Origin of the sequence: Romboutsia sp. 1001216sp1 (assembly GCF_039841805.1) — a bacterium.
GTDB lineage: Bacteria > Bacillota > Clostridia > Peptostreptococcales > Peptostreptococcaceae > Romboutsia_C > Romboutsia_C hominis.
In genome coordinates this window covers 1-18,071 of sequence record NZ_JBDPHA010000001.1, presented here as the reverse complement: position 1 = coordinate 18,071, position 18,071 = coordinate 1, and the positions used below count along the sequence as shown (strand labels likewise).

Sequence of the window (18,071 nt, the reverse complement as noted above, 5' to 3'; positions counted from 1 at the left end):
TTATTTATATATAAATTTGTATTATAATAAGATGTATATCCTATCATACTGAGGGAGTAGTTTGCACGTATTGTGTGATTAGGTCAACATAATGACTAAATAGTCTGGTCTAATCTTAAAAAACGAGACTCAGGTATGCTTATTTTGCATACCTAGAGTCTCGTTATTTTTTTGCAAAAATAAAAAATTAGGAGGAAATTATGAGTATTACAGCAGTATTATTTACAGCTTTAGCACTTTCAATGGATGCTTTTGCTGTATCGGTAACAAAAGGAATGACTATTAAACATTTAACAAAATCTTTAGGTATAAAAATAGCCTTATTCTTTGGAATATTTCAAGGTGGAATGCCACTTTTAGGGTGGGTTATGGGTATTGGATTTGAAAAGTACATAAAATCTATAGATCATTGGATAGCACTTATATTATTAAGTTACTTAGGATATAAAATGATAAAAGGATTCATAGATGAAAGAAAAGAAGCAAATGAAGTAGATACTTTGTTAGCTGCTACATCTGAAGAAGAACTTTCTACAAAGGATATTTTAGTGTTATCTGTAGCTACTAGCATAGATGCTTTAGCAGTGGGAATAAGTTTTGCTTTTTTAAGTATAAACATAGTAGAGGTATCAATAGCTATAGGTGTTATAACATTTATAATGTGTTTATTTGGAGTTTTTATAGGTAAAAAAATAGGAAACGTATTTAATGGATATGCAGAACTTATAGGTGGAATTATACTTATAGGCATAGGTATAAATATATTTAATGAACATACACATATATTTAGTCAGTTATTTTAAGTACATATAATCAAAACATAAAAAATATATGATAAAAGTATAGATATAGTAAGTTTTTCAATAACTTATTATATCTATTTTTTTATAAAAATTAAAGTGTCTAATAGATATATTATAAAGTAAAAAAACGAACTTTATTTAATTTAAATATATAAAAATTCATAATAATACATAAAAAATATAAAAAAATATTGAAAATGTATGAAAATAATGATATAAATAATATTGTAAAATGATTTTGACATAAAATTAAGGAGTAATTAGAAAATGAAAAAAATATTAGTTTTACTACCAACAATATTATTATCAATATTTTTAATGGTAGGATGCACATCACAATCAGAAACAGGAAATGAAAATGTATTAGGTATAATAGGGGCTATGGAAGAAGAAGTAGAAATATTAAAAGAAAAGATGGATATAAAAGAAACTACGACTATAGCAGGTATAAAATTTTACAAAGGAACATTACATGATAAAAATATAGTGTTAGTTCGTTCTGGTGTAGGAAAAGTTAATATGGCTATGTGTACTCAAGTTTTAATTGATAAATTTAATGTATCAGCTCTTGTAAATTCTGGAGTTGCTGGGACTATGAATGAAGATTTAAATCAAGGAGATGTAGTTATATCAACAACTACAGTTCAGCATGATTTTGATACAACAGCATTTGGAGATCCACTTGGAGAAATATCAAGATTAAATAAAAGATTCTTTGATGCAGATAAAAATATGATAAATAAAGCAAAAGAAGCTGCTAAGAATGTAAAAGGTGTAAATATAGTAGATGGAATGGTAGCTACAGGAGACCAATTTGTAGCAGGTGGAGATATTGCTAAAAAAATAAAAGATAATTTTAAAGATGTAGAGGCAGTAGAAATGGAAGGAGCAGCTATGGCACAAGTAGCTTACTTAAATGATATACCATTTGTTATACTTCGTTCAATATCTGATAAAGCAAATGGAGAAGCTGATTTATCATATGAGGAATTCTTACCAATAGCAGCTAAAAATGCTAGTTCATTATTAGAAGAATTTATAAAAATATACTAATATTAAGAATAAATAAAAGTTGGGCTAATTTATAGACCAACTTTTTTATTATATAAAGCTAATGTAACTAAAAGTCGAATACATATTAATCAAAAATTTTATTAGGATGGTTATAAAGGGATAAATAAAGAAGTAGTTAATGTAGAAAATTTTTGGGATGATTTACGAAATCAAAATGACTATAAATAATTAAATGGGCTAAATATAAAAGGGGAACGAATCGTTCCTCTTTTATATTTTAAAATTTGTTAAAAAAATAATTAATATTGCACTTTTTTTTATTAATGTATAATAAATATAGACGCATACAAATTTGGAGGGAAAAAATGAGAGAAATTTTAGAAGTAAATCCTATAATAGGTGCAATTAAAAATGACGAAAACTTAGAAGCTGTAGCAAAATCAGATTGTGATATTGTATTTTTATTAAATGGAGATATACTTAATTTAAAAAAAATAATCGAATATCTTCATAAATATGATAAAAAGGTATTTGTTCATATAGATATGATATCTGGAATAGCATCAAATCCGGTTATTGTTGATTATATAAAAAGAGAAGTAAAATTAGATGGAATAATAACTACTAAAACTAATATTGTAAAAAGGGCATTAGAGCTAAACCTAGATGTTGTGCAAAGGTTTTTCTTTATAGACTCAATGTCACTTGAAAATGCTATAGAAAGCTTAAGGAAAGTAAAGCCTCAAGCTATAGAAATAATGCCTGGAATAATGCCAAAGATAGTAAAAAGGATAAATAAAACTTATCCTAATATACCAATAATATGTGGTGGACTTATAGATGAAAAAGAAGAAGTTATAAATATATTATCTTGTGGTGCTATGGCAGTTTCAACTACAGATAAAAGTATATGGTAAGGATTAAAAAAAGGCTGTTAAAAACTTAACTGCAATGTTAAAAACTTAACCTTAAAAAATATTGACGGGAAAAAGTTTTTTTATTATTATTTAATTAAATCAATACTAGGCTGGAGACGAGAGAGCTAATAGTTTTTTTACTATGAGCTCTCTCTGTTTTTTTACAAAAAATTGATTTTATAAAAATTAAGGGGGAATTAAGTTGAAAAAAACATTGATGGGAGAGTGTATCTCTGAATTTATAGGATCCTGGATACTAATATTTATAGGTTGTGGATCAGTTGCATCACTTGTATTAAATGGAGCTAGTATTTCACAGTGGGAAATCGGTATAATATGGGGCCTTGCTGTTACCATGGCAATATATGTTACAGGAGCAGTGTCGGGTACACATATAAACCCAGCAGTTACTATAGCTTTAATGGTGTATAGGGATTTTCCAAAGAAAAAGGTCTTACCGTACATAATAGCTCAAATACTAGGATGTTTTGTAGGAGCTGCTACAGTTTACTTTTTATTTAAGAACTTATTCATATCTTTTGAAAATGCTAATAATATAGTAAGAGCAAGTGCAAGTGGTATGGCTACAGCGGGAATATTCTCAACATACCCACATGCTGATATAAGTATAATGACAGCTTTATTTACAGAAATAATAATAACAATGCTTTTAGTTATGGTTATACTTGCAGTTGGAGAAGCTAAAAACTCAAACAAGCCTCATGCTAATTTAGCACCAGTTATGATAGGTTTAACAATAGCTATAATAGGTGCAAGTTTTGGAGTATTAACAGGATTTGCAATGAATCCATCAAGAGATCTTGGACCAAAATTATTTGCAATGATAGCAGGATGGGGAACTAATGCATTAGGAGAAAATATGTATTTCTTAGTTCCAATAGTAGGTCCAATTATAGGTGGTTTACTTGCAGGATTTGTATATGACAAAGGTGTAAAAAGATATTTAGATGATGAAGAGGTTACAGAAGCATCTAAGTAGAAACATTAAATACAACAATAATTATAAATATAAATTTTAAAATTTCCGGGAGGGATTTGTATGGAAAGAAAGTATATAATGGCGCTAGATCAAGGAACAACAAGTTCAAGAGCAATATTATTTGATAAGAGTGGAAACATAATAGCAACTTCCCAAAAAGAATTTACTCAATTTTATCCAAATGCAGGATGGGTAGAACATAACCCTATGGAAATATGGGGAAGCCAAAGTGGAGTTATGAGAGAAGTTCTAGAAACTAATTCTATAAGACCAGATGAAGTTTGTGCAATAGGTATAACTAACCAAAGAGAAACTACAATAGTTTGGGATAAAAATACAGGAAAGCCAATATACAATGCGATAGTTTGGCAATGTAGAAGAACATCAGGGATATGTGATGAATTAGAAGCTAAAGGATACAAAGATACTATAAAAGAAAAAACAGGACTTATACTAGATGCATATTTTTCAGCAACTAAAATAAAATGGATACTTGATAATGTAGAAGGTGCAAGAGAAAAAGCAGAAAATGGAGATCTATTATTTGGTACAGTAGATACTTGGTTAATATGGAATTTAACTCGTGGAAAGGTACACGTAACTGATTACTCAAATGCTGCTAGAACTATGCTTTATAATATAAAAGAGTTAAAATGGGATGATGAAATACTTGAAATGTTAAACATACCAAAGAGTATGTTACCAGAAGTAAAACCATCTAGTTGTGTATATGGACACACAGACAAAGAAATGTTAGCAGGAGCTGAAATTCCAATAGCAGGATGTGCAGGAGACCAACAAGCAGCACTATTTGGGCAAACTTGTTTTGAAGAAGGAAGTGCAAAAAACACTTATGGAACAGGTTGCTTTATGTTAATGAATACTGGAGAAAATATGGTAGAATCTAAAAATGGATTATTAACAACAATAGCTTGGGGTGTAGATGGGAAAGTTGAATATGCATTAGAAGGAAGTATATTTATAGGTGGTGCATCTATACAATGGCTAAGAGATGAGCTTAGAATATTATATGATGCTAGCCAAAGTGAATTTTATGCTCAAAGTGTAGATGATACTAATGGAGTATATGTAGTACCGGCATTTGCAGGGCTTGGAGCACCATATTGGGATATGTATGCAAGAGGTAGTGTAATGGGACTTACTCGTGGTGCTAATAGAGCACATTTAGTTCGTGCAACACTTGAATCAATAGCATACCAAGTTAAAGATGTATTAAATGCTATGCAAGAAGATTCAGGACTAAAGCTAAATGGGCTTAAAGTAGATGGAGGAGCAAGTGCAAATAATTTCTTAATGCAGTTCCAGTCAGATATATTAGATGCAAATATAAATAGACCAAAGGTAGTAGAAACTACTGCGCTAGGAGCAGCTTACCTAGCAGGATTGGCTGTAGGATTTTATGATAGCAAAGAAGATATTAAGAAATCTTGGATAATAGATAAAGAGTTTACTCCTAGTATGAGTGATGCAAAGAGAAACTTATTATATAAAGGATGGAAAAAAGCAGTACAAAGAAGTCTTGATTGGGCAAGAGAAGATGAAGAATTTAAATCTGAATTAGCATCAGTTGAGAGTTAATATAAAATTAGTGACAAAAAATATTTTATAGTATATAATTAATATATCGAGGAAAATGTTTACAATTTTAAAGTAATATCTATAATTTACAAATTATAACAAAGTGAATTTTATTAAGTACAATATTTAAATATTTTTGGCTAAGAGATGAGAGAGCCTTCTATACAACGTATAGGGGGCTCTCTGTCTTTTTTTAGAAAAAACATAAGTTGGAGGGAAAGTTATGTATGATATAGCAATAATAGGAGCTGGAATTGTGGGAAGCTCTATAGCTCGTGAATTATCTAAATATAATTTAAAAACAGTAGTACTAGAAAAGGGAGTTGAAGTTTGTCAAGGAACTACTAAAGCAAATAGTGCTATAGTACATGGTGGATATGATGCAAATGAAGGAAGTTTAAAGGCAAGATTAAATGTAGAAGGTAACAAGTTGTATCCTAAACTTTGTGAGGAGCTAAATGTAGAATTTAAACAAAATGGTTCTTTAGTTTTAGCTTTTGATGAAGAAGATAAAAAACATATACAACAACTTTATGATAGAGGAATAAAAAATGGTGTAGAAGGTCTAAAAATACTAAACAAAGAAGAAGTATTAAAACTTGAGCCTAGTGTAAATAAAAACGTAGTAAGTGCACTACTTTGTGAAGTAGCAGGTATAGTTTGCCCATTTAATTTAAATATAGCTCTTATGGAAAATGCTATAACAAATGGAGTAGATTTAAAATTAGAAAGTGAAGTAGTAGATATTAATAAAATAGATGATGAATTTAATATAAAACTAAAAAATGGCAAAATAATAAAATCAAAATATGTAATAAACGCAGCTGGAGTATACAGTGACAAAATAAACAATATGATAGGCGGAGATGAGTATTATATCATACCTAGAAAAGGAGAGTACAAAATACTAGATAAATCTGAAGGGAAAATAGCAAATCATACATTATTCCAATGCCCAACAAAAAAAGGTAAAGGTGTATTAGTAACTCAAACAGTTCATGGAAACTTATTAGTTGGTCCAAATGCAAATGTTGTAGATGACAAAGAAGATATATCTACAAGTAGAGAAGGTATAGAAGAAGTAGTTAATGCCTCAAGAAAAAGTATAGAAAATATAGATTTTAGAAAGACAATAACATCTTTTGCAGGACTTAGAGCAACACCAAATACAGGAGACTTTATGATATTTGCATCAGATAAATGCAAAAACTTTATAAATGTAGGTGGAATAGAATCACCTGGGTTAGCCTCATCACCAGCTATTGCAAAATATGTAGTAGAAATTCTAAAAGAAGAGGGATTAAACTTAGAGAAAAACACAGATTTTAACCCAATAAGAAGAAAAAATAAGCCATTTTCACATATGAGTAGCAAAGAAAAAGAAGAAATAGCAAAAAAAGATGAAAGATATAAAAAGATAATATGCAGATGTGAAATGGTAACAGAAGGGGAAATAATAGATGCTATAAAATCACCATGTGGAGCTAAAACTGTAGATGGAGTTAAAAGAAGAGTAAGACCAGGAATGGGAAGATGCCAAGGTGGTTTTTGTGGTCCTAAAGTTATAGAAATAATAGCTAGAGAACTTAATATAAACGTTGAAGATGTATTAAAAGATTATGACAAATCAAACATGGTAGTAGGTAAAGTTAAGGAAATGAGGGGTGAGTTAGTTGAAATATAATGTTGTTGTTGTTGGAGGAGGACCAGCAGGTCTTGGAGCAGCTTATGAAGCTAAGAAAAATGGTGCAAAAGATGTACTTATAATAGAAAGAGATAGAGAATTAGGTGGAATACTTAATCAATGTATACACAATGGATTTGGACTTCATGAATTTAAAGAAGAACTAACAGGGCCTGAGTATGCTCATAGATTTATAGAAATGATAAAAGAAGAAAATATAGATTATATGCTAAATACTATGGTACTTAATATAACTAAAGATAAAACTATAGAAGCACTTGGAGAAGATGGACTTATAAATATAAGTGCAGATTCAATCGTTCTTGCTATGGGATGTAGAGAAAGAACTAGAGGTGCAATCGATATACCAGGATATAGATGTGCAGGAGTATACAACGCAGGAGCAGCTCAAAGACTATCAAATATGGAAGGGTATATGGTAGGTAAAGAAATAGTTATATATGGATCAGGAGACATTGGTCTTATAATGGCAAGACGTATGACATTAGAAGGCGCTAAAGTTAAGGCAGTAGTAGAAGTTAATCCTCACAGTAGTGGGCTTACTAGAAATATAGTACAGTGTTTAGATGATTTTAATATACCTTTAATGTTAAGCACAGGTATAAGTTATATTCATGGAAAAGAAAGAGTTAAAGGAGTTACACTTTCAAAACTTGATGAAAACAGAAAGCCTATAAAAGGAACAGAAGAATATATACCATGTGATACAGTACTTTTATCAGTAGGACTTATACCAGAAAATGAGTTAAGTGTTGATTTAGGAGTAAGTCTAGATAGTAAAACTAGTGGACCAATAGTTAGAAATAGCATGGAAACTAATATAGATGGTGTATTTGCTTGTGGTAATGTAGTTCATGTACATGACTTAGTAGATTTTGTTACAAAAGAAAGTAGAATAGCTGGTAAAAATGCAGCTCTATACTCATTAAATAAATTAAAAAATAATGAAAGTGTAAAAACTTTAGCAAGTGAAGGAATTTCTTATATAGTACCACAAAATATAGACACAACTTGTGATGAAGATATAAATTTATTTATGAGAGTTAGAAATATATACAGTAACAAAAAATTAGTAGTAGAAAGTAATGGTAAAGTAATATTAGAAAAGAAAAGAAAACATATGATACCATCTGAAATGGAAAATATAAAATTATCTAAAGATTTATTTAAAGATATAAAAGAAAATATAACTGTAAGTGTTAAGGAGGCTTAAATATGGCAAATATAACTTGTATAGTATGTCCTATGGGATGTCCATTAGTAGTAACTAAGACTGATGATGGATATAAAGTAGAAGGAAATACTTGTAAAAGAGGAGAAAAGTATGGAGTAGAAGAGTTAACTAATCCTAAAAGAGTTATAACTACTACTGTAAGACTTGAAAATTCATATTTAAACCTACTGCCAGTAAAAACAAAAGAATCTATACCAAAAGATATGATGTTTGAAATAATGAGAGAATTAGATACTATAAAGGTAAGTGCACCAATAAGTGTAGGAGATGTTATAGTTAAAAACATACTAGACACAGGTATTGATGTAGTTAGTGCTAAAACAGTAGATATTTATTAAAAAGATAGCTTATGCTATCTTTTTTATATACCAGTACTTTATATTAAGCATAAAGCTGTTGATAGCTTACATAGACAACATATATCAATAAGATTAAAATGCAAAAAAAGATATTTTGAGCAACAGACGAAGTCGTGGGCGACATGAAGTGTTTTGCCGACACGTCGCTCAAGCAAAGCGAATTTTTGTTGTACCCAAAAAGTATAAATATAAAAGTTACATCCTTGTTACTTTAATTACGAACTTGTAATCTAAGGTAACAGCCGTGTAACTGTTATATATAATTTTAATATGTTAATATAAATACATAGAAGGAAATAAAATAAAAACTTACATAAATTTACATAAATTAAAAGGACGTGATTAAAATGAAAAGAGCTATAACAGCATTATCAGTATTATGTGGAGGGATGTTATTTGTAAGTCCAATAAACAACATAATATTTGCACAAAATTCTAATAACAAACCTAAAGTAGAAGCAGTTGAAGGTATAAACACTAATACAAAAGAAGAAGTAAATAAAGAAGAAAATAACAACATAGATAAACAAGTAATAAAAAATGAAAGCAATAATAAAGTACATAATGAATCAGTAAAAGTTGAAAATAAAGAAGAAGTTAAAAAAGATGATAATAAAATAAATAAAGAAGAAAACAAACAAGAAAATAATCAAGTAGCTAAAGAAGAAAATACAACTACTAATGAAAATGCAAAAGTTGAAAATAAACAAAAAACTGAAGATGATAAAGTACAAGAAGAAAATGTAGTAGTTTCAAATGATAAAGTACAACCAGACATAAAAGAAGAAAGTAAAGTTGAAGTTATAAAAGTATTAAATCAAGAACAAGCTAAAGATTTATTAAAAATGTATAATCAAGATGCAAACTATACATACCAAGGTGATGAAAATAACTTTAGTGCATTAAAAGAAAAAGGATTAAGTGGATATGTATTTTTCCCAGACTATGATACTGACTTAGGTTTCTTTGTAGATAAAAATACATCAAATATATACTACTTCCACCCAAGTGGATATCTTGAATTAGCTATGTAAAATAAATTAATATAAGCTAAAAAAGAGCACCTCTAAAAAAGAGGTGCTCTTTTTATATAGTAATACTAACAATTAATGATTTTAAGTTGATAATTTAATATAATATCTATTTTTAATAGAATATAAGAAACTATGTACTATAATATATTTATAATTTAAAATATTTTATGATAAAATGTAAATTAAACTAAAAAAATCAGTAAGAAAGAGAGACATAAATATGAAAAGAAAAATAATATTAAACTTAGCAATTAGCATAGATGGATATATAGCAAGTGAAGATGGAGGATTTGACTGGATAGTTGGAGATGGAGATAATTCTTTAAATAGTGATAAAAAGTGGGATTTTAATGAATTTCTAAGTGAAGTAGATACTGTAGTAATGGGAAAAAAATGTTATGACCAAAATTTTCATAATGACTACAAAAGCAAAAAGGTGTATGTAGCTACATCAAAGGAGCTAGAAGATTATGAAAATATACATTTTATAAATGGCGATATATGTAAAGTAATAGAAGAAGAAAGAAAAAAAGAAGGAAAGAACATATTTTTATTTGGAGGAGGGAAATTAGTAGACAACTTTATAAAAGCAGATATTATAGATGAATATATAATAGGAATAATACCTACAATACTTGGAAAAGGTAGACCATTATTCTTGGGTAATAACCCTAAAATAGATTTACACTTAGATGAGTATATTTCAGACAATGGGATTGTCATATTAAGATATTCAAAAAGATAGTATATAAAATTTAAATATATAAAGTTATGAGAATATTTATTTTCATAACTTTTTCTATATATATAATATTAAATTTTAGTTAAAAAATACATAAAAAATTCTATTATAGTTTATGTATTTATTACATTAAACATAAAATTAATTTTATATAGAAGTTATATAAAAATCTTATTGATAAGAATATTTTTTATTAGTACAATCTAATTGTAAAAGTAAAAAAACTAAAAATATAGTTATGTCATTTTTATAAATAACAGTATATATAAATCTTAAAGTATATAAAATTGATAAATAGTTTTTGACTAAAATAAATACCTCTACAAATTATATCTATAATTTTTAGTTTTAAAAATATATTATTTATTGGAGGTAAGTAATGAGAAAGCTAACAAAGGCTATGGCAATTGCAATTTCATCTACGTTTATACTAGGTGCAAGTACTATGAATTATACTGGAAATGCAGGTGGAAATGATGTAGATAGAATACTCTGGGAACATGGTGGTGACTTAGAGGCACAATTTGGACAAGATAAAAATATAGGTACTGCAGGTTTACTTGCGGGTAAAGATGGCGAATATATAATAGCTGGTGGAGGAGCAAATTTCCCAGATAAACCAGTTTTAGATGGAGGGGCTAAAAAGCTTTATCCAGATGTGTATGTACTAAAGGAAGAAGATGGAAGACTGAAGCAAGTTAGCCATGAAAAACTAAATTATGAAATTGGATATGGGAGCTCAATTACTGATAAAGATGGAGTTTACTATATAGGTGGAAGTAGTAATGAAAAAGAAGCTGATAATGTAACTTTATTTACAGTTAATAAAAAAGGAAAACTTAAAGAAAAGCACATAGGAGATTTACCATTTACACTTAGCGATGGAATAGCAGTTAAAAAAGATAGATATATATATATTGGTTTAGGAAAGCAAAATGGAACACCTAGTAATAAGATGTATAGATTTGACATAAAAAAAGGTGAGACTAAAGAGTTAGCACCTATGCCAGGAGAAGCAACTAGAAACCAAGCTGTAGCTCAAATATTAGGTGATGATATATATGTATTTAGTGGTGGAGATAAAGTAGCATATACAGATGGATATAAATATAACATAAAAAATAATAAATGGGAAAAGGTTTCTGATATTAAAATAAATGATAATAAAATATCTTTATTAGGAGCAAGCTCAGTGAAACTTAATGAAGAAGAAATGTTAGTTATAGGTGGATTTAATAAAGAAATATATGATGATGCAGTTTATAATCTAGATAACTTAAAAGGAGAAGAATTACAAGCCTTTAGACAAAAATATTTTGGTGCAGATCCTCAGGAATTTAATTGGAATGAAAATATATTAATATATAATGCAGAAGAAGATAGCTGGAAAACTGTAGGAGAAATTCCATTTAATGCACCTTGTGGAGCAGGTCTAATACTTAATGGAAATAAGATATATTCAATAAATGGGGAAGTAAAACCAGGTGTTAGAACAGAAAGAACTTTTGTAGGAACAATAATTAATGAGTAGCTATCAAGGTATAAATTTAAGTAAAGACTTTTAAGATAGGGGGAAGATTTATGATATTTGGCAATATAGAGCATATAAAAAATTATCCTAATTTAAGTAAAGACCTACTTAGGTGTTTTGAATATGCTAATGAAAATGATTTAAAAAGCTATGAAAAAGGGACATACACTATAGATGGAAAAGATATATTTGTAAATATAGTAGAATATGAAACTTATGAGAAAGAAGAAAGATTTTGGGAAGCTCATAAAAAGTACATAGATATTCATTTAATGATAGATGGATGCGAAAGAATTGACTTAAATTTCATAGAACAATTAACTCAAAAAGATTATGAAGAAGAATCGGACTTTTTACCTCTAGAAGGTGAAAATAATGGATATGTAGAATTAAGAAAAGGAAATTTCTTGATTTGCTATCCAGAAGATGCTCACATGACAGCTATAAAAGTAAATGAAAAAGAATATGTAAAGAAAGCTATATTTAAAATTATAATAAGATAAATATAAGAGAGGGTATATGCCCTCTCTTATTAAAGTATAAAAATTAAATTTTTATTATTGGTAAATTTAATTATTTAAACTTGTTAAATACATTTTTTTATATGATATAATTTATACAGTAGTATTAATAAAGGAGTGATTTTTATGACACTAATGGCAGAAATGACATGGTATGAGTTTAATGAAAGAAAAGACAAAGATGTAGTAATATTACCTATAGGGTCTGTTGAACAACATGGACCACACTTACCATTATCTACAGATACTATAATATCTGAGGGATTCTCTAAATTATTAGGAGAAAAAACAAATTCTATAGTAATGCCTTCTATAAATTATGGATATAAATCTCAACCGGCATCAGGTGGAGGTCCATTATTTCCAGGTACTATAGATTTAAATGGAACTACTTTAATAGAGTTAGTAAAAGATATTTTAGAAGAGTTAATAAGAGATGGTGTAAGAAAAATAGCTATAGTAAACTCTCATTTTGAAAATCAAGCATTTTTACTAGAAGCCATAGATTTAGTAAGCAAATTTATGCCAAATGATACTAAAATAATAATGATGAGCTGGTGGGACTTAATAAGCCAAGATACTATTGATAAAGTATTTGATGAAATAGAGTTTCCAGGGTGGGCATTAGAACATGCAGCTATAACAGAGACTTCATTAATACTTAAATTTGCTCCACAACTAGTTCATATGGATAGATTAATAGATGAAAAAATAGAAGAAGTACCAACTTATCATGTATATCCAATACCAAAGAATTTAGTTCCAAAATCAGGATTATTAGCCATAGGAAGAACTAGTTCTAAAGAAAAAGGAGAACTAATAGTAAATGAAGCTTTAGACAAAATGGTTAGTATAGTAAACAAAGAATTTATAAAATAAACAAGAATATTTTGCTATAAAAATACATTAAAAACCTATGGCTATAAATAACTAGCAATAGGTTTTTAATGTATTTACTATTATTTTAATTTATTAATATTGGGGGGATAAAATGAAAATTGCAATAATTGGTTATAGTGGAAGTGGAAAATCCACACTTGCTAGGAAGCTTGCAAAATATTATAAGGCACCTGTTTTATTTCTCGACACAGTTAATTTTTTGCCAAATTGGATTGAACGTGATAGAGATGAGGGGCGTTTAATAGTATGTGACTTTATGAAAAATGATTCTTGGATAATAGATGGAAATTATAGTGATTTTTTTCAAAAAGAAAGATTAGAACAAGCTGATAAAATAATTTTTTTGAAATTTCCACGTAGAATTTGTATTTATAGAGCATTAAAGAGATATTTTAGATACAAAAACACAACTCGTGAAGATATGGCTAAAGGATGTATAGAGAAAATCGATTTAGAATTTATTTGGTGGATTCTTTATAAAGGTCGCACTAAAAAAATACGCAATCATTATAAACAAATAGAAAAAAATTTTAAGAATAAAATAGTAGTTTTGAAAAAAGCAAAAGAAGTTAATTTGTTTCTACAGAAAATAACAAATTCATAGTATATAGTAAATAAAAAATTAATTACTATGTACTATGAAATATATAGTTAATATTTTTATTGTCTTGATATGTAATATAAAATTTATCCTAAGGCAACAAATATAGTACCAATAGCTATAAATAAAACGCCTATTATACCTTTTACACTTATTTGTTCTTTAAATATTAAAATAGAAAAAATTACAGTTAAAACTACAGATAACTTATCAATAGGAGCTACTTGCCAAGTTTTTCCCGTCTTTAGTGCTATATTTAAAAATAACCAAGACAAAGCACCAGATACGCCAGCAAATATTAAGAATAGTAAGTCTTTTTTATGACTTAAAAGAGAAGATAGATTAGAAAAATCCCCTTTTATAAAAGATACTAATACTAAAAATACTCCCATTATAACTGCTCTAACACTAGTAGCTAGTGAAGGAGACAAGTTAGTTACTCCCACCTTAGAAAAAACTGTTACAAAACTTGCACTGATAGCCGCTAAAAGTGCATAAAATAACCAATTACTCATAAAACCTCCTTGCGAATCAATATTAGATGTTAATTAAAAATAAATGAAAATAAATATCAATAACTAAAATAATACTTTATAAATCTTATATAGTCAATAAATATTTAAATGCAATAAAAAATTATATAAAAAATAATAAAATATTATATCTTGTTTGAAAACATACTAATTTAAACTTGTTTGTTGTATAATTTAATAATAAACAATCAACAAAAGGAGAGTCAAAATTTATGAGGGATTTTAAACTGAAAAATCAATTTATACTAGCAACTTATATAATTATATTATCCTTTTTATTATTAAATATAAAAACTGTAGGAAATGTTTTAAACACTACATTATCTATATTAAAACCTTTTATAATAGGATTAGCTATAGCATTTTTACTAAATGTACCTATGAAATCTTTTGAAAATAGATTAATAGGAAAAATTGTTAAAAAATATAATATAAAGAATTCAAAAATTATTATAAGGATAATATCATTAATATTAACACTTATAACAATAGGGCTATTATTAAGTGCATTTATAAACTTAGTAATACCACAATTAGTAAAAAGTACTTCAAGTTTAATAAGTAGTATTCCGCAGGATATAGACTCATTACAGTCTTATATAACAACTTATATGTCTCATATAAATATATCAGATAATTTACATCACAGTTTATTATCAGGGGTTGATAAGATGTCAGACTTTATGATAAAAACTTTAAATTATTTTATATCTAATATAGTTGGAATTACTTTTTCAATAACATCTATAATAACTAACTTATTATTAGGTTTTGTTATAGCCATATATATGTTACTTAGCAAAGACAAGCTTATAGTTCAATTTAAAAAGGTGATATATGGTCTTTTAAGTGAAAATATGGCAGATAAAATAATGAGCATTATTAGATTAGGCGATGTTAAATTTTCAAAATTTATAGTAGGACAATGTACAGATGGTATAGTTATGGGAAGTTTATGCTTTATAGGTATGACCATATTTAATATGCCTTATGCTATATTAATAAGTACATTAATAGGAATTACAGATTTAATACCTATATTTGGTACATTTTTAGGAGCAGCTCTTTCTGCTTTGATATTATTTATGATAAAACCTGTAACAGCACTTTACTTTATAATAATGATAGTTATAATTCAGCAAGTAGAAGGGAATTTTATATATCCATTTATAGTAGGAAATTCCATAGGATTATCATCATTTTGGATATTAGTTCCTATAATAATAGGTTCATCAATGTTTGGAGTATTAGGAATTCTAATAGGAGTACCTCTTTTTAGTATGATATATACTTTATGTGGTGGGTATATAAATAATAAGATAAAATCAAAAAATATAAATATACAAAAATAATTTGATACTTGTATTTATTTTATATAAACAATTAAAATAATATAAAAAGGGACTAAAGTTGGCTTTTAGTCCCTTTTTATATTATTAATTAGTCTAATATACTATATAAAACACTATTTACAATAGATAGCAATATAGATGCACCTATTGCACTTAAAGTACTATTTATATAAACTCCATTAACAAATGAGAATGCTAGCTTTAAAACTAATCCATTTATAATTAGTGAAAATAACCCTAAAGTTAAAACTGTTATAGGGAATGAAAAGAACTTAAGTATAGGCTTTATAGTTAAATTAAGTAATCCAAATATTAATGTAAGTATTATTAATGACTTAAAAGAACTTATATATACGCTATTTAAAAGTAAAGATACTATATATAAGGATATAGCATTAACGACTATAAATAATGATGCTTTTCTCATAGTAAATCTCCTTTCAAAATATTACAAATTTATACAAATATTAAATCATATATACAATAATATTTCAAGTTAGTATAATATTTAAGATAATTAGATCATATACTTTAAATATGGTTTTGTTTTTAATTTTGTCTATATATTAAATTTATATACACTACACTTATTAAAGTAAAAATATAATTAAATTAATTTACCAAAAAAGGATGATATTATGTATAATTCAAGATATGAAGAATTAAACAATATTATGAAAATTATTACACCTATAGAAAATGAAATAAATAATATTACAAAGTATATATATACCAAAGATAAAACAAAATCAATATATATTATAGATTATATACAAAAAGAGATAAATAAATTAAAAAACAATGTAAAAGAGCTAGAAAATCCATTTGTACTTTGTATAGTGGGTTGTGGGAACTACGGAAAATCAACTCTTATAAACTCATTAATAAAAAGGGAGGTAGTAGCTACAAAAGATATACCAAGTACTTGGAAGGTTGATGTTTTTTTAAAGAGTAATTTAGAAAAAATAGAGATAATATATGACAACGAAGAAAAAATTTTAAAAAGTATACAAGGTGGATATAGATTACTGAAAGATGAAGAAGATAAGTACAAAAAATCTAAAGAAAAAATATATAGATTAGTTCAAGAGCTTAAAAAAGAAAATACAAAAACAAAAAAAGAACTTAAAGAATACAAAAGAGAATTAGAAGAGAAATATTTATATAAACCTCAAATATGTAAGGTTAAATATTACTTAAAAGAAGGAAATTTAATAAATGATTTTACTATAGTAGATACACCGGGACTTAACCAAAGTCTATTAAATACTGATAAAAAAGTAGAGCGATATTATGAGATAGCAGATGGAATTATATGGGTAATAGATGCTCAAAATATAGTATCTAGTGAAAATACAAAGCTTATAAATGAAATTAATGATATAGATAAAAATTACACTAACAAAAATATAATAGCTGTTGTAAATAAGATTGATATAATAAAAGAAAAAGATCTAGATAAAGTTAAAGATAAATGTGAAGAATTATTTAAAGATAAGTTTAAAGACATTGTATACATATCAGCTAAGGATGCTATAAAAGGAATATTAAATGAAGATTATTATTATATACAGAAAAGCAATATAGAAAAATTATATAAAAGTATAGATGTTAATTTTAAAAAACTTTGTGAAAATAAGCAAATAGAATCCAAATACAAAAATTTATATATAACTAAAAGTAATATACTACAATCTATATACTCACATAAGAGAGAATTATACAAAGACTTATCTATATATAATGAAATAGATTATGAATTAAAATACACCTTAGATAATATAAAAAAGGATGCTCTAAGTTATATAAAAGATATAGATATAGAAATAAAGGACCATATAATAAGTTTGCAAAATAAATGCAATAATGATTTTAGTAATATATATGATATAATTTATAAAAAATCAAATTTCAATAAAGATGTCATTTATCAAAAAATAGATACTAATATAAATTTAGATAAAATCCAGGTACCAATTCAAAAACAATTAAAAGATAAAGCAAAAGAAGATAAACTAGAAAATTTATTTAATAAATTTTTAGTTAAAGCATTTAATGAAGACGTAAATTATAAACCAAATTACCTATCTATAAATAAAGAACTCATAACAAAAGACATAGAAAAAATATTAAAAGATAATATAAATACTATAATTTCAAACATAGAATATATAAAAAATCATAGTTTTGAAAAAGTATATATAGACTATAAGTATATAAATATTT

General features: G+C 26.7%; 18 protein-coding genes. 16 read left to right on the top strand and 2 right to left on the bottom strand.

The genetic code is table 11. From position 1 onward, the window contains the following. Positions 1-200 precede the first annotated feature (200 nt). The 14 genes from ABHC41_RS00090 to ABHC41_RS00025 all read left to right on the top strand — a co-directional run bounded on the left by ABHC41_RS00090 (position 201) and on the right by ABHC41_RS00025 (position 13,963). A complete protein-coding gene (locus tag ABHC41_RS00090; protein WP_092926315.1) occupies positions 201-803 on the top strand; it encodes a manganese efflux pump MntP family protein in 603 nt (200 codons plus the stop codon). A 267-nt stretch (positions 804-1,070) separates the two neighbouring features. Beyond that, positions 1,071-1,856, top strand: coding sequence for a 5'-methylthioadenosine/adenosylhomocysteine nucleosidase (locus ABHC41_RS00085; RefSeq protein WP_271891816.1), 786 nt, complete (start codon positions 1,071-1,073; stop codon positions 1,854-1,856). A 326-nt stretch (positions 1,857-2,182) separates the two neighbouring features. Then, complete coding sequence (locus ABHC41_RS00080; protein ID WP_092926313.1) at positions 2,183-2,734, top strand: glycerol-3-phosphate responsive antiterminator; 552 nt, start codon at positions 2,183-2,185, stop codon at positions 2,732-2,734. Positions 2,735-2,936: 202 nt separating this feature from the next. Beyond that, a complete protein-coding gene (locus tag ABHC41_RS00075; RefSeq protein WP_195237072.1) occupies positions 2,937-3,734 on the top strand; it encodes an MIP/aquaporin family protein in 798 nt (265 codons plus the stop codon). A 60-nt stretch (positions 3,735-3,794) separates the two neighbouring features. After that, positions 3,795-5,333 carry a glycerol kinase GlpK gene (gene glpK, locus ABHC41_RS00070; RefSeq protein ID WP_195237073.1) on the top strand — a complete coding sequence of 513 codons (1,539 nt, stop codon included), beginning with the start codon at positions 3,795-3,797 and terminating at the stop codon, positions 5,331-5,333. 223 nt (positions 5,334-5,556) lie between these two features. Beyond that, on the top strand, positions 5,557-7,017 hold the full coding sequence (locus ABHC41_RS00065; RefSeq protein WP_166505240.1) for an NAD(P)/FAD-dependent oxidoreductase: 1,461 nt from the start codon (positions 5,557-5,559) through the stop codon (positions 7,015-7,017). Then, on the top strand, positions 7,007-8,251 hold the full coding sequence (locus tag ABHC41_RS00060; protein ID WP_092926306.1) for an FAD-dependent oxidoreductase: 1,245 nt from the start codon (positions 7,007-7,009) through the stop codon (positions 8,249-8,251). Before ABHC41_RS00065 ends, ABHC41_RS00060 begins: the two co-directional genes overlap by 11 nt. A gap of 2 nt (positions 8,252-8,253) precedes the next feature. Then, complete coding sequence (locus ABHC41_RS00055) at positions 8,254-8,610, top strand: DUF1667 domain-containing protein (protein ID WP_166505241.1); 357 nt, start codon at positions 8,254-8,256, stop codon at positions 8,608-8,610. 368 nt (positions 8,611-8,978) lie between these two features. Further along, a complete protein-coding gene (locus ABHC41_RS00050) occupies positions 8,979-9,665 on the top strand; it encodes a hypothetical protein (protein WP_092926302.1) in 687 nt (228 codons plus the stop codon). 220 nt (positions 9,666-9,885) lie between these two features. Beyond that, positions 9,886-10,410, top strand: coding sequence for a dihydrofolate reductase family protein (locus ABHC41_RS00045; RefSeq protein WP_166505242.1), 525 nt, complete (start codon positions 9,886-9,888; stop codon positions 10,408-10,410). A gap of 376 nt (positions 10,411-10,786) precedes the next feature. Then, positions 10,787-11,938: a cyclically-permuted mutarotase family protein gene (locus ABHC41_RS00040; RefSeq protein WP_271891812.1), complete on the top strand. Its 1,152-nt coding sequence runs from the start codon at positions 10,787-10,789 to the stop codon at positions 11,936-11,938. Between the two features lie 50 nt (positions 11,939-11,988). Then, entirely contained in the window at positions 11,989-12,441 is a 453-nt protein-coding gene (locus tag ABHC41_RS00035; RefSeq protein WP_092926298.1) for a YhcH/YjgK/YiaL family protein, read from the top strand. Between the two features lie 144 nt (positions 12,442-12,585). Then, positions 12,586-13,338 (top strand): creatininase, encoded by a 753-nt coding sequence (locus ABHC41_RS00030; RefSeq protein ID WP_271891811.1) that lies wholly within the window; start codon positions 12,586-12,588, stop codon positions 13,336-13,338. 112 nt (positions 13,339-13,450) lie between these two features. Then, on the top strand, positions 13,451-13,963 hold the full coding sequence (locus ABHC41_RS00025; RefSeq protein WP_271891809.1) for a DNA topology modulation protein: 513 nt from the start codon (positions 13,451-13,453) through the stop codon (positions 13,961-13,963). An 83-nt stretch (positions 13,964-14,046) separates the two neighbouring features. Here ABHC41_RS00025 and ABHC41_RS00020 read toward each other — a convergent pair whose 3' ends face one another. Continuing rightward, on the bottom strand, positions 14,047-14,475 hold the full coding sequence (locus tag ABHC41_RS00020) for an EamA family transporter (protein ID WP_092926294.1): 429 nt from the start codon (positions 14,473-14,475) through the stop codon (positions 14,047-14,049). 230 nt (positions 14,476-14,705) lie between these two features. Here ABHC41_RS00020 and ABHC41_RS00015 point away from each other — a divergent pair, with 230 nt between their 5' ends. Further along, on the top strand, positions 14,706-15,845 hold the full coding sequence (locus tag ABHC41_RS00015) for an AI-2E family transporter (protein WP_271891807.1): 1,140 nt from the start codon (positions 14,706-14,708) through the stop codon (positions 15,843-15,845). An 88-nt stretch (positions 15,846-15,933) separates the two neighbouring features. Here the strand turns inward: ABHC41_RS00015 and ABHC41_RS00010 are convergent, their stop codons facing one another. Continuing rightward, positions 15,934-16,272: a phage holin family protein gene (locus ABHC41_RS00010; RefSeq protein WP_092926290.1), complete on the bottom strand. Its 339-nt coding sequence runs from the start codon at positions 16,270-16,272 to the stop codon at positions 15,934-15,936. Between the two features lie 211 nt (positions 16,273-16,483). On the opposite strand from ABHC41_RS00010, the gene ABHC41_RS00005 reads away from it, so the two are divergent. After that, positions 16,484-18,071 (top strand): dynamin family protein (locus tag ABHC41_RS00005; protein WP_347553564.1); only part of this gene is annotated, 1,588 nt, incomplete at its 3' end.

Coding starts and splice junctions, on each gene's coding strand:
- glpK (WP_195237073.1), top strand. CDS start 3,795: ATGGAAAGAAAGTATATAATGGCGCTAGATCAAGGAACAACAAGTTCA.
- ABHC41_RS00015 (WP_271891807.1), top strand. CDS start 14,706: ATGAGGGATTTTAAACTGAAAAATCAATTTATACTAGCAACTTATATA.
- ABHC41_RS00065 (WP_166505240.1), top strand. CDS start 5,557: ATGTATGATATAGCAATAATAGGAGCTGGAATTGTGGGAAGCTCTATA.
- ABHC41_RS00030 (WP_271891811.1), top strand. CDS start 12,586: ATGACACTAATGGCAGAAATGACATGGTATGAGTTTAATGAAAGAAAA.
- ABHC41_RS00055 (WP_166505241.1), top strand. CDS start 8,254: ATGGCAAATATAACTTGTATAGTATGTCCTATGGGATGTCCATTAGTA.
- ABHC41_RS00085 (WP_271891816.1), top strand. CDS start 1,071: ATGAAAAAAATATTAGTTTTACTACCAACAATATTATTATCAATATTT.
- ABHC41_RS00080 (WP_092926313.1), top strand. CDS start 2,183: ATGAGAGAAATTTTAGAAGTAAATCCTATAATAGGTGCAATTAAAAAT.
- ABHC41_RS00090 (WP_092926315.1), top strand. CDS start 201: ATGAGTATTACAGCAGTATTATTTACAGCTTTAGCACTTTCAATGGAT.
- ABHC41_RS00035 (WP_092926298.1), top strand. CDS start 11,989: ATGATATTTGGCAATATAGAGCATATAAAAAATTATCCTAATTTAAGT.
- ABHC41_RS00010 (WP_092926290.1), bottom strand. CDS start 16,272: ATGAGAAAAGCATCATTATTTATAGTCGTTAATGCTATATCCTTATAT.
- ABHC41_RS00040 (WP_271891812.1), top strand. CDS start 10,787: ATGAGAAAGCTAACAAAGGCTATGGCAATTGCAATTTCATCTACGTTT.
- ABHC41_RS00045 (WP_166505242.1), top strand. CDS start 9,886: ATGAAAAGAAAAATAATATTAAACTTAGCAATTAGCATAGATGGATAT.
- ABHC41_RS00025 (WP_271891809.1), top strand. CDS start 13,451: ATGAAAATTGCAATAATTGGTTATAGTGGAAGTGGAAAATCCACACTT.
- ABHC41_RS00050 (WP_092926302.1), top strand. CDS start 8,979: ATGAAAAGAGCTATAACAGCATTATCAGTATTATGTGGAGGGATGTTA.
- ABHC41_RS00020 (WP_092926294.1), bottom strand. CDS start 14,475: ATGAGTAATTGGTTATTTTATGCACTTTTAGCGGCTATCAGTGCAAGT.